Raw genomic sequence first — 12,674 nt, forward strand, 5'->3', positions numbered from 1 at the left:
TTAAAGCATTAATTAATTTATACGGGGGATAAAGAGTGTTTTAAATATAAAAGAGCTTTAAGAGGTAATAATAATTATATCTTAAAGCTCTTTTGTTTTTTATTTAAAAAAGAAAAATTTCTAAAATTCATTAGCTTTAAAACCGGTGGATTTAATTATAAATCTTTAAATCTATTGTGATTATTTGCTTTATGCTGTAATATTAAAATACAGTTATATAAAGATGCTTCTTAATTTAGAGTATAAGTTTTTATTAGATAGAAAATATAAGTTAGTATAAATATAAGAGTTACTATTTTAATTTATGTATTTAATATGGAATTTTTAAAATGGTAAATTAATGAAAATAATTATTGATTATAGCAGGAGATTGAAATAATGGTAAAAGATAAAGATAGACAAAGTATAAATGTTGCAAAGTTATATTATAAATCTGAATATAGCCAAAATGAGATTGCAAAATTACTTAATATTTCTAGACCTACAGTATCAAAACTTTTAAAATATGCTAAAGAAAAAAGCTATGTTACAATTCAAATTAATGACCCTATGGATGGATTAGATGATTTGTCTTTAGCTTTGAAAAATAAATACAATTTAAAAGATGTTATTATTGCAATTTCTCCATTAAATGATGATTATGAGATAAAAAAGCAAATAGGTTATGTTGCGGCTAATTATTTGAATGATATAGTTAAAGATGGAGATGTAATTGGTATAAGCTGGGGAACAACTATGTATTCTGTAGCCAAACAATTAAATATTAAGAAATTGAAAAATGTTCAAGTAGTACAGTTAAAAGGTGGATTAAGCCATACACATATTGATACTTATGCTTCAGAGGTAAATGATTTATTTACAAGAGCATTTAATGCAGAAGGAAGAGCTCTTCCATTGCCTGTAATATTTGATTCTCCAGAATTGAAAAAAATTACAGAAAAGGATAGTCATATAAATGGTATAATAAAGATGGGAGAGAAAGCAAATATAGCTATTTTTTCTACAGGAACAGTAGAGGATGATGCTTTATTATTTAGACTTGGATATTTTAGTAAGGAAGAAAAAAAACGTATACAAAATCATGCAGTAGGTGATGTTTGTTCAAGATTTTTTGATAAATACGGAAATATATGTGATGAAAAAATAAATAGTAGAACTGTTGGTATAGCACTAGATGAGCTTAGAAAAAAAGATATAAGTATTTTAGTTGCAGGTGGAGAAAGAAAACTTAATTCTTTGCATGTGGCTTTAACTTCAAAAATAGCTAATACTTTAGTAACAGATCAATTTACAGCTAAATTATTATTAAGTAAATAATAATATTGAACTAATTTTAAAGAATAAACTTAGATTTAAATTATAGTTTTATATAAAGAGTATTCCTATAACAAGGGTTATAGGAATACTCTTTTTTTCTAAATTATAAAATTTTTTAAAAATCCATGGCTTTATTTTATTTATTAAAAAGAAGGAAATTTTTTCACAAAATATTCGCCTATATTTGATTTGTAAAATTATTATTTATTTTTATATTCTATAGATAGAGAAAATGGAACAAAAGTAAAATAACATATTTACTTTTGTTCTCTTAGGTGATATTATAAACATGTAATGATAAGTAATAGCATTAATAAAAAGATAATTTGGATGTAATTATATTAATTTAAATTACATTTTAAAATTGAAATCTTTATAAGATGTAGTTAAAATTTATAAGTATTCTAGAGGTAGTAAATAAATAAAATCAACATATAAGGAAAATGAGGGGAGTTACAATTTATGAAATTATCTAAGTACATTGATCACACACTTTTAAAACCACAATCAACAGAAAAAGATATACTAAAAATTCTTGAGGAAGCGAAAACTTATGATTTTGCATCAGTTTGTATTAATCCTTCTTGGGTTAAACTTTCCCATGAAAAATTAAAAGATACAGATGTTAAAGTTTGTACTGTTATAGGTTTTCCACTTGGAGCAACTTCTACAGCTTCAAAGGTATATGAAACAAAGGTAGCTATTGAAGATGGTGCTGATGAAATAGACATGGTTATAGCTGTTGGTATGCTTAAAGAAGGAAACTTTGATTATGTAAAAGAAGAAATTAAAAAAGTTGTTGAAGCATCAAAAGGTAAATTAGTTAAAGTAATTATAGAAACTTGTCTTTTAACAGATAAAGAAAAAGTAAAAGCATGCAGCCTATCTAAAGAAGCAGGAGCTGATTTTGTAAAAACTTCAACTGGATTTTCAACTGGTGGCGCAAAACCAGAAGATATAAAATTAATGAGAGAAACTGTTGGATCTGATATGGGAGTTAAAGCATCTGGTGGAATTCACACTAAAGAAGAAATGCAAGCTATGATAGATAATGGAGCTACAAGAATTGGAGCAAGTTGTGGAGTTAATCTTGTAAAATAATTTAAATATATAAAATATTGATCTGTTATAAAGGCAGATTAATATTTTATACAAAATGTAAAGGTAAACATAGATCTATTTAAAAGTTTCTATACATCTAAAGGAGATGCAAAAATGAGTATGAAAAATATTAAACAATATGAAGATGGTTATTTAAATAAAATGCCAATTTTTCAGTATATATTATTATCTTTATTATTTTCTCTATGGGCAGCAGCTGCTAGTTTAAATGATATATTAATCACTCAATTTAAGAGTGTATTTAATTTAAGTGATTTTGCTAGTTCTTTTATTCAAAGTGCATTTTATGGAGGGTATTTTTTAATTGCAATTCCAGCAGCTATGGTAATTAAAAAGACAAGCTATAAAGTGGCTATATTAATAGGACTTACTTTTTATAGTGTAGGATGTTTTTTATTTTATCCTTCATCCCATATGGCAACTTATTCAATGTTTTTATTTGCAATTTTTGTCCTTGCAATAGGGCTTAGTTTCTTAGAAACATCCGCTAATACATATAGTTCTATGATTGGACCTAAAGAGAAGGCAACACTTCGTTTGAATATAAGTCAAACATTTCATCCAATAGGTGCAATTACAGGAGTTTTACTTGGTAAATATTTGATCTTTCAAGATGGTGAATCCTTGCAATCACAAATGTCAAAAATGTCGAATGTAGAAGCTAAAAAATTTGGAGAATCAGTACTTCAGCATACATTAGAACCCTATAAATATCTTATAATGATTTTACTTATAATGCTTGTATTGTTTGCAATAACTAAATTTCCTAAATGTAAACCTAAAAAAGCTGAAGGTGGATTACAAGGAAAAGTAAGTATGTTAGAAACCTTAAAATATTTATCTCACAATTCTAATTTCAAAAAAGGTATTGTTGCTCAATTTTTCTATGTAGGTATGCAAACTACAGTTTGGTCTTTTACCATAAGACTTGCATTAACCTTAGATAAAAGTATAAATGAAAGATCTGCTTCTACATTTATGATATATAGTTTTATAGCCTTTTTTATAGGTAAGTTTGTTGCTAATTTATTGATTAATAAATTTAATGAAACAAAAGTATTGTTTATATATTCAATAATAGGATGTTGTCTTTTAGGATATGTTTCAATTACTCCTAATATAACTTCAGTATATGGAGCTATTTTAGTAAGTTTATTATTTGGTCCTTGTTGGCCTACAATTTATGCAAAAACATTAGATTCTGTTGAAGAGAAAAAGTATACAGAACCTGCAGGGGCAATTATTGTAATGTCAATTATAGGGGGAGCAGTTATTCCAGCTATACAAGGATTAGTTTCAGATTCACTTGGATCAATGCAGTTATCTTTTATAGTACCAATGATTTGTTTTGTTATAGTAGCTATATATTTTTATATGGAAATGAAAACATTTAAATTTAATAGGGAGATGAATAAAGATGAAAAAAATATTTTTGCAAAAGAGACTATTTAATGAAAATCCTTATACTATTTATAAATCAGATGAATTTCAAGTTACTTTATTTAAGTATCCATCAGATATAGAAGGATTAGAAATAAAAAATAGTAAAGGTAAAGTAACTGTTCTTCCTTATATGGGACAAATTATATGGGAATTAGAATTTGAAGGTCATGATCTTAGAATGGAAAATATGTTTAAAGTTCCACATAAAGCTAATGAAATTGTAGAAACTTATGGATGTTTTGCTTTCCATTCAGGATTACTTGCAAATGGATGCCCAGCACCAGAGGACACTCATCCATTACATGGAGAGATGGCTTGTTCAGATATGGATGAAGCTTGGCTTGAAATTGACAACGATTTTATTAAAATAAAAGGCAGCAAAGAATATGCTAAAGGATTTGGAGATCATTACTTAGCTAAACCTAGTGTAACTTTAAGAAAAGAAGAATCAAATATAATTATAGAAATGGATGTTACTAATTTATCTAAATGTCAGGATATGCCCCTACAATATATGTGTCATATGAATTATGCATATGTTGAAAATGCTAAATTAACTGAATCTTTGCCAAAGGGAACTTTTAAAATTAGAGAATCAATACCAGCCCATGTTAAACCTACTGAAAAATGGCTTTCTTATAATAAAGAATTAAAAGAAAATGGTGGAGGATCTAATATATTAAATCAACCAGAAATGTATGATCCTGAAATAGTATTTTTCGCAGATCATCTTGAAAACTATGGAGAAAACTTAAATTTTGAAATGGAATCTCCAAAAGGATTTAAGTTCTTTACTGAATTTTCATCAAAAGATTTTAATTTTGCAACTAGATGGTTATTATACAATGGAGATCAAAAGGTTGCAGCCTTTGCGTTACCTGGAACTTGTAGGCCGGAAGGATTTAATGCAGCAAAGGCAAAGGGTAGTTTAATATATTTAAAACCACAAGAGAGAAGAACTTTTAAAGTTGTAACAGGGAAAAGATAGGATATATAAATTTTAAAATGAAGGAAGTGCTTAAAATGGATATCGCAGTTATAGGTTCAAACATGGTAGATTTAATAAGTTATATAGATAGAATGCCAAAAGAAGGGGAAACTTTAGAAGCACCTGATTTTAAAATGGGTTGTGGTGGTAAAGGTGCAAACCAAGCTGTTGCAGCTTCAAGATTAGAATCAGACGTTATGATGGTAAGTAAAGTTGGAGATGATCTATTTGGTAAAAATACTATTGAAAACTTTAAGAAAAATGGGATAAATACAAAATTTGTAACAGTTAAAGAAAATAGAGCAAGTGGAGTTGCCCCTATATTTGTTGATAAGAATTCTAAAAATAGCATATTAATTATAAAGGGTGCAAATAAAGATTTATCTCCTAAAGATATAGATGATGCAAGTGAAGAATTGAAAAAATGTTCTTTAATAATTTTACAATTAGAAATTGAATTAGAAACGGTTTATTATGCTATAGATTTTGCTAATAAAAACAATATACCGGTTTTATTAAATCCAGCTCCAGCTACAAAAGATCTTGATTTAGAGTACGTTTATAAATGTGATTTCTTTGTTCCAAATGAAACAGAATTAGAAATTTTAACAAATAAGCCTGTAAAAACAGTAGAGGATATAAAGAAAGCTGCTCATTCAATTAGTGATAAAGGAGTAAAAAATGTAATTGTTACAATGGGTAGCAAAGGGTTACTATGGATTAATAACAAGGAAGAACATATTATAAAAGCACATAAAGTTTATGCAGTGGATACAACTGGTGCTGGAGATGGATTTATAGGATGTTTTGCACATTTTTATGTAAAGACTAAAGATATAATGTTGGCTCTTCAAAAAGCATCAGCTTATGCTGCATTAAGTGTTACAAGATATGGAACTCAAACATCATACCCAACTAAAAAAGAATTTGAAGAATTTATAAAATAATATAAATTTATTTAATATATTTTTTATAATTAATGTTAAAATTATTATTTTATTAGATATTGAAACTTTTTTGTTTTTGTAAATGAAAAAAATATATATAAATTAAAACTTCTAAATATTAGATAGAGCAGAAACTATGTTTAATATTTAGAAGTTTTTTATGTGATTAATTATATTTTATATAGTGTTTTAAGAAGTTATAAAAGATTTTTTTACATAGGATTTGTTTTTAGGTTAAGTTAACTTATTATTTTTCAAAACTTAAGAAATATGAAAAAAATTTTAAGGATTTCTAAAGATTTAATTTAAGTTTTATTAATATAGAAAGTTTATAATAGTTAGTATAAAGAAACAAAGTATTATTAAAAAAAGAAAATAGGTTAATGTTATTTTTAACAAATAATAGTTTGTTGTGAGAGAATTAAATCATCTTTCTTATTATATTATGAGAAACTCCTTAAGGAATATAAAAATGCAAACTAAGTTGTGGTAAGTTTTATTATTAACATAAGTAGTTGTAATAAAAATAGCATATTTAAATTATAAAAAATAAAGAAGATTTTAGTATTAAGTTTATTAGGAGGTAATAGAAATGAAAAAATTAATAGGATTTACAATAGCAAGTACATTATCTATATTAACAATAGCAATGCTTTCTACTATTGGTTAATATAATTTGAATATAAAGTAAAAGCCAAGTATTATAGAATTTAATATTATAATTAGATATGAATAATTATATTGCTGATAATTTATATTAGATTAAAGTAATATAATTATTATTTTATTTGAAAGTTTATATAATAAAACTCTTATACTTTTGTATAAGAGTTTTTTGGTTGCGGGAGAAGGACTTGAACCTACGACCTTCGGGTTATGAGCCCGACGAGCTACCAGCTGCTCCATCCCGCGATATTATAACAGAAAGTTTTGTTTACTTTGTCTTAAGTATAAGTATAACTCTATAAATTTAATAAGTCAAGGTGTTTTCCAATAAATGTATAAATTATTATAGTATAATTTGATTCAATGACTTATTTATTTAAGTAATTACCTTTAATTTAATTAGTTTACCGAAGAATTTATAATTTTCTAAATAATAAAAAAACCAGTGTTGTTTTTACACTGGTTTTTTTAGTTTAGGAGAAATTTCTTAGTTAATTAAGAGTATGGGCTTTTTACCGATGTAGTTTAGTTTTTTTAAATATATATTTAAATATATAAAGAACATTTCAATACTATAGTATGAAATACTTATATATATGGTTCGTGATTAATTTTTTTTTATATGAAAATTGTAATTTGAATTAAAGATTTAAAATATACATAACATATTAAGGAATGGTTAAGATGTTTTAAAGTGAAATTTAATATAACTAAGGTATACTTTTATTAAAGAATAAAACTAGGATTAAAATTTATAAATTACTAAGGAGGGAAAGTATAGTGTGGAAACGAGAGGTAATAAAACAAAGAGCTAAAGAAGTACTAAGAGTTAATTATTGGAAAGCATTTCTTGTTAGTTTAGTTATGACTATAATAGCTGTAGGTGAATTTTCTAACTTAAGAACAGCAACAGGTAGAGTTACAAATAGATTTAGGTATAACTATGTTCCTTTTAATACTGGAACTAGTCAAACAATTATTAATTTGTCTAATAAATTTATTCTTTTTCTTGGATCAATAGCAATAGTTTTAATAATATTAAGAATTGTAGTGGGGTATTCTCTTCAGGTAGGTGGAACTAAATTTTTTATTAAAGCAACAGATGGAGAAAGTAATATGAATTATTTAGGATATTGTTTTAAAGAAAGAAGATATTTTCCTGTAGTTATAACAATGCTTTTAAGATCAGTTTATTTATATTTATGGTATTTACTATTAGTAATACCAGGTATAATAAAAACATATTCCTATAGAATGGTTCCGTATATATTAGCAGATAATCCTTATATAGGATATAATAGAGCCATAGAACTAAGTAATGAAATGACTAGAGGGCAAAAATGGGATATGTTTGTTCTTGATTTATCATTTATAGGATGGTATATATTGGGAGCGTTAGCCTTTGGAGTAGGTACTTTATTTGTAAATCCATATGCTAATTCTACTTTAGCTGAGTTGTATTTAAGTTTAAGAGAAAATGCAATAGAAAGGGAATTAACATCTTATGAAGAATTAAATCTTCAATATAAAAGCTGAGATTCTTAATTTTAACAAATTAGTTTATATTTTTTCAAAATAAATTTTATCTATAGGTGGTTGTACATTAAATAATAATAAATAATAAATTATTAATTATGGGGGGAGACAATTTTAATGTGGACACGTAGACAACTTAAAGAGAGAGCAAAAAAAGTATTAAGGAATAACTATTGGCAAGCTTTTCTTGTTAGTTTGGTTATACTTATTTCAACTACAGCTGGAAAGTGGGGTAATATAGAAAGAAGAATAGATAGAATTATTGAAAATCATCCTGTTGTTCATGATTTTGTACCTAGTGAAATAATATACTGGACTTCAGGTTTAATGTTTTTTTTAGCATCAATAACAGTGATTTTATTAATATTAAGAATTGTAATAGGATATAATCTTGAAGTTTCTGGTAGAAAGTTTTTTATAAAAGCTGCCCAAGGAGAAAGTAATATGTCTTATCTTGGATATTGTTTTAAAGAAAGAAGATATTTAGGAGTAATTATGACAATGCTTTTAAAGGCTGTTTTTAACTTTTTGTGGTACTTATTATTAGTAATACCAGGCATAATAAAAACTTATGCTTATAGCATGGTACCTTATATATTGGCAGATAACCCTTTTATAGGTGCTGAAAGAGCAATAGAGCTGAGTAATGAAATGACACGAGGTGAAAAATGGGATATGTTTGTTCTTGATTTATCATTTTTAGGATGGTATATATTGGGGGTCATGGCTTGTGGAATAGGAACAATATTTGTATATCCATATGCTAATGCTACAAAAGCTGAATTATATTTAAATTTTAGAGAAGAGCTTATAGAAGAAGGAATAACATCCTATGAAGAATTAAATCTTGAATATGATAAAACAGAAATATAATCTTTCAAATAATTAAAATAAATCCATTATTAGTTTTTAGTTTTAATATTTTATAAATAAAGTAGAAGAGACTGAAGTCATATAACTTCAGTCTTTTTTTAGATATATATTTTTTAAATATAAAAAAAATAGCGAAAATACAGGGAAAATAGTATACAAGTGGTATTAAAATATGTATAATATATGTATATTTCATAAATTATACATATATTATTGTTTAGCATAGGGTATTTACTATTAAGATTTTAACAAAAGAATAATCTATTTTATTAAGAGGGAGAGAAACATAAAATGTGGACAAGAGCTTCAGTTAAGGAAAAAGCTAAGAAAGTATTACAAGTTAACTACTGGAAAGCTTTTATCGTAAGTTTAGTTATATTAATTACAGGAGGAAATAATTCTTCTAGCATATTAAAAGTCTCAAATAATATTATTGATGACTATAGCAAATCTGTTTATGGCGCAATAGATTTTGCTCCTCTATTTTTTGTGAAAATTATGTTTTTAATATCATTAATTGTGTTGATTACTGCTATTTTAAGATTAGTATTAGGACTAGCAATTGAAATAGGAGGAAGAAAATTTTTTATTAGAGCTGCTGAAGGGGAAAATAATACAGAATATTTGGCATATTGTTTTAAAGAAGGAAGATATTTTAAGGTGCTTATAACAATGGTACTTAGAAGAATTTATATAGTATTATGGACTTTATTATTAATAGTACCAGGAATAATAAAATCCTATGCATATCGTATGGTTCCTTATATATTAGCAGATAATCCTCATATAGGATGTAATAGAGCGATAAAACTAAGTAGTAAGATGACAAAAGGAGAAAAGTTTAATATATTTGTATTTGATTTATCTTTTTTAGGATGGTATATTTTGGGGTTATTAGCCTTAGGAATAGGTACTATATTTGTAAATCCATATAGAGAGGCTGCTGAGGCTGAACTTTATTTGGTACTTAGAAAAAGAGCAATAGAAAAAGCCACAGTATCTTGTAGTGAGCTAAATGTTGATGAATACATGAATTCTATAGCATAATAAAATTTATCTATATTAAATTTAAAAGCAAAAATATTATAAAAAATATAAACATTGAACTATATTTATATGACGCTTCCAAAGTAGACAGTTTAATTAAACTGTCTACTTTGGAAGTGTTTTTTATTGTTAAGGAATTTATAAATATTTTTACTAATATATGATTTCATTCTTTTAATATATAAAAAAATTATATAGATAAGTCAATATATAAATTAAATAGCATAGAATGTATAAGGTGTACTCAAATAAATAATTAGTTAGTGTAAATAGGTGTTTTTTCCTATATTTTTTATTGTAATCTACTAATAAAAAATATTAGTATATCTAAGGTATTATATTTTATAAAATAAGCTTTTCATATTTGACTTGTTATTTATTTTTGTATGCTTAATGTAGGATTTTTATATTAATATCTAGTTATACAAAAGGTTAATATTTTTAAATTGTATAAATAATTATAAGGAGCGTATTTTAATGTGGACAAGAGAGTTAATAAAAAAGAAGGCTAAATTGGTTCTAAAAAATAATTATTGGAAAGCATTTTTAATTAGTTTAGTTATTAGTATAGCAAATTTAAGTAATATGAATAGTGTAGAGAAAAATATTAGAAGAGTGGAGGAAAACCTAGGTATTTATGAATTTTCAATACCTGGGACTGCGTTAAACTGGATTTTAAAAATGGCAGTATTTTTTGCATCTATAACCCTAATATTATTGATTTTAAGAATATTTATAGGATATACACTTGAAATAGGTGGAAGAAAATTTTTCCTTGAATCAAGAGAAAATAATACTTATATGGGATACTTAGGAGAATATTTTAAAGAAGGAAGATACTTTGGAGTATTAAAAAGTATGTTGCTTAGAGATGTTTTTATTATTTTATGGACATTATTACTTATAATACCAGGAATAATAAAATCTTATGCATATCGTATGGTTCCTTATATATTAGCAGAGAATCCTTCTATAGGATGTAATAGAGCAATAGAATTGAGTAATGAGATGACAAAGGGTGAGAAGTGGAATATATTTGTATTCGATCTATCATTTATAGGATGGTATTTGTTAGGGGTAATAGCATTTGGGTTAGGGGTAATGTTTGTAAATCCCTATTTTAATGCTACAGAAGCAGAATTATATGTAGTTCTTAGACAAAAGGCTATAGAAAATGGAAAAACTACTTATGAGGAATTAAATTTAGTAAATGATGGATTAGAAGTTTAAAAAGAAAGAACAGTCAAATGACTGTTCTTTTATAGTATTTCATCCATTTCTCTTATATGGTGTGATATGGTTATTGATTTCCAGGTTCTAGGTGAATTGATTTTTGATTTTCCAGATTGCATAGCTAATATTTTTTTACAACCACAACATTTGTCTATATGATCAGAAGAGATTGAATTCCAACAGGATGAAGTTGTATATATAGGAAGTACTTTAGTTGTAAAAGTTATTGGTTTATTAAAGTTTCCTTTAAATCCAACATATACATTTTTTTGTCCATTATAATGTATATAAGAAGGGTAAACTGCTTTGGTGTTTTCAAGAGGAAGATTTTTTATACCACAGTAATCCCCAAAAGCATCAAAGTTAAGAGTTTTAAAATCTTTTAAAAGATCTGTGCTAATTTCATTGAGTATACTTTGATTAACCATTGAAGATTTTTTGAATGTTTTAGGTATAGCAGTATGAATTATAACTGTTTTAATTTTTTTAGTAGTTTTTAAATTGTTGATTGATTTGTATAATTCAATCAGTTTTTTGTCATTTTTACTATAAGGCTTTTCTATATCAATTAGTATAATATCATCATCTTTAAGAAGTGGTATTATTTCATTTGCTGCATTTATTGAATGCTTTGAGAATAATCTGAATGCTAAATTTTTAAAGTCACCTCTAAGTGTTTTTTCTTGATTTCTTAAGAAGCCACTATTATATTCTTTATTAGGATTATAGGAAATTACTGGTATAAACTTAGAGGGATTACTGCTTAACTTTTTAAGATAATCTACTCTAGTAGATGGATTATCATAAATAGGTTTTAAAAATGTTCTTATGTTTTTAATGGTTTTTAAAGACGTTTTTATATTCATAGGTATATCAACTAAAATTTTAGACTTAATATCATCAAAAAACTTTGTATGATCATCAAAATAGTTATATTTAGATTTGACGGTAGGTTTGTCTACAACCATTTCTAAAAGTGGTAATATCTTATTTGAATAAGATTGTTTTATTATTGATGTTCTTTCAGCAGAACGATTCCTTATTATAGGTACATATTTAAAATCCAAATTAATCCTCCTTAAAAGATAAATACATTAATATATATTGATTAATATAAAAATTTATGAGTGATTTAGAAATGTTGATTTTATATAAGTTTTTAAAAGAAAAAATATATTCTTAAATTATAAAAAATTCTATTAAAATGATTTTTAAATAAAAATGCAAAAGAAATAAATGAAGAATAGTTAAGTGATTTGTAGAAATTATAGTGAATTATATATGAAAAGGGTTGAAAAGTTAATAATAAATCACAATATAGTATATAGTTTTGATAATGTCTTAAATTGGCTGTTTTACAGATTTTATAAATAAATACCAATATTTACAAAAATATCATTAAAGTTTATACTATTAACAAGCTACATTGAATAATATAATAATGAACAGATTTATATTAGTTGTAATGTATAAACTTTAGTTAATATAGTATAAGCTGTAAA

Annotated in this window: 10 protein-coding genes and 1 tRNA gene; 9 read left to right on the plus strand and 2 right to left on the minus strand. The window is 25.3% G+C overall.

The genetic code is table 11. The features are described from left to right. Nucleotides 1-378: 378 nt before the first annotated feature. The 5 genes from deoR to rbsK all read left to right on the plus strand — a co-directional run bounded on the left by deoR (nt 379) and on the right by rbsK (nt 5,817). The gene (gene deoR / locus ABDZ71_RS05635; RefSeq protein ID WP_343759690.1) at nt 379-1,317 is read left to right on the plus strand and encodes a DNA-binding transcriptional repressor DeoR; all 939 of its coding nucleotides are present in this window, start codon (nt 379-381) and stop codon (nt 1,315-1,317) included. Between the two features lie 462 nt (nt 1,318-1,779). Further along, a complete protein-coding gene (deoC, locus tag ABDZ71_RS05640) occupies nt 1,780-2,418 on the plus strand; it encodes a deoxyribose-phosphate aldolase (protein WP_343759692.1) in 639 nt (212 codons plus the stop codon). 114 nt (nt 2,419-2,532) lie between these two features. Continuing rightward, a complete protein-coding gene (gene fucP, locus ABDZ71_RS05645; RefSeq protein WP_343759694.1) occupies nt 2,533-3,891 on the plus strand; it encodes an L-fucose:H+ symporter permease in 1,359 nt (452 codons plus the stop codon). Beyond that, a complete protein-coding gene (locus ABDZ71_RS05650) occupies nt 3,857-4,870 on the plus strand; it encodes an aldose 1-epimerase family protein (RefSeq protein WP_343759696.1) in 1,014 nt (337 codons plus the stop codon). Before fucP ends, ABDZ71_RS05650 begins: the two co-directional genes overlap by 35 nt. 35 nt (nt 4,871-4,905) lie before the next feature. Next, the gene (gene rbsK / locus ABDZ71_RS05655) at nt 4,906-5,817 is read left to right on the plus strand and encodes a ribokinase (protein WP_343759698.1); all 912 of its coding nucleotides are present in this window, start codon (nt 4,906-4,908) and stop codon (nt 5,815-5,817) included. Between the two features lie 836 nt (nt 5,818-6,653). Here rbsK and ABDZ71_RS05660 read toward each other — a convergent pair. Next, a tRNA-Met gene (locus ABDZ71_RS05660) sits at nt 6,654-6,729 on the minus strand. A gap of 534 nt (nt 6,730-7,263) precedes the next feature. On the opposite strand from ABDZ71_RS05660, the gene ABDZ71_RS05665 reads away from it, so the two are divergent. From ABDZ71_RS05665 to ABDZ71_RS05680, 4 genes are all read left to right on the plus strand, one after another. Beyond that, nucleotides 7,264-8,019: a DUF975 family protein gene (locus tag ABDZ71_RS05665; RefSeq protein ID WP_343759700.1), complete on the plus strand. Its 756-nt coding sequence runs from the start codon at nt 7,264-7,266 to the stop codon at nt 8,017-8,019. 117 nt (nt 8,020-8,136) lie between these two features. Next, nucleotides 8,137-8,892, plus strand: coding sequence for a DUF975 family protein (locus ABDZ71_RS05670; RefSeq protein WP_343759702.1), 756 nt, complete (start codon nt 8,137-8,139; stop codon nt 8,890-8,892). Between the two features lie 291 nt (nt 8,893-9,183). Next, nucleotides 9,184-9,939 (plus strand): DUF975 family protein, encoded by a 756-nt coding sequence (locus ABDZ71_RS05675; RefSeq protein ID WP_343759704.1) that lies wholly within the window; start codon nt 9,184-9,186, stop codon nt 9,937-9,939. A 477-nt stretch (nt 9,940-10,416) separates the two neighbouring features. After that, nucleotides 10,417-11,169: a DUF975 family protein gene (locus ABDZ71_RS05680; RefSeq protein ID WP_343759706.1), complete on the plus strand. Its 753-nt coding sequence runs from the start codon at nt 10,417-10,419 to the stop codon at nt 11,167-11,169. A 29-nt stretch (nt 11,170-11,198) separates the two neighbouring features. Here the strand turns inward: ABDZ71_RS05680 and ABDZ71_RS05685 are convergent, their stop codons facing one another. After that, the gene (locus ABDZ71_RS05685; protein WP_343759708.1) at nt 11,199-12,239 is read right to left on the minus strand and encodes a beta family protein; all 1,041 of its coding nucleotides are present in this window, start codon (nt 12,237-12,239) and stop codon (nt 11,199-11,201) included. Nucleotides 12,240-12,674 lie beyond the last annotated feature (435 nt).

This window comes from Clostridium oceanicum (assembly GCF_039521385.1).
Lineage (GTDB): Bacteria > Bacillota > Clostridia > Clostridiales > Clostridiaceae > Clostridium_F > Clostridium_F oceanicum.

Excerpts from the sequence above, each read along its gene's own strand:
- fucP (WP_343759694.1), top strand. The coding sequence starts at position 2,533 with ATGAGTATGAAAAATATTAAACAATATGAAGATGGTTATTTAAATAAA.
- rbsK (WP_343759698.1), top strand. The coding sequence starts at position 4,906 with ATGGATATCGCAGTTATAGGTTCAAACATGGTAGATTTAATAAGTTAT.
- ABDZ71_RS05680 (WP_343759706.1), top strand. The coding sequence starts at position 10,417 with ATGTGGACAAGAGAGTTAATAAAAAAGAAGGCTAAATTGGTTCTAAAA.
- deoR (WP_343759690.1), top strand. The coding sequence starts at position 379 with ATGGTAAAAGATAAAGATAGACAAAGTATAAATGTTGCAAAGTTATAT.
- ABDZ71_RS05670 (WP_343759702.1), top strand. The coding sequence starts at position 8,137 with ATGTGGACACGTAGACAACTTAAAGAGAGAGCAAAAAAAGTATTAAGG.
- ABDZ71_RS05650 (WP_343759696.1), top strand. The coding sequence starts at position 3,857 with ATGAAAAAAATATTTTTGCAAAAGAGACTATTTAATGAAAATCCTTAT.
- deoC (WP_343759692.1), top strand. The coding sequence starts at position 1,780 with ATGAAATTATCTAAGTACATTGATCACACACTTTTAAAACCACAATCA.
- ABDZ71_RS05675 (WP_343759704.1), top strand. The coding sequence starts at position 9,184 with ATGTGGACAAGAGCTTCAGTTAAGGAAAAAGCTAAGAAAGTATTACAA.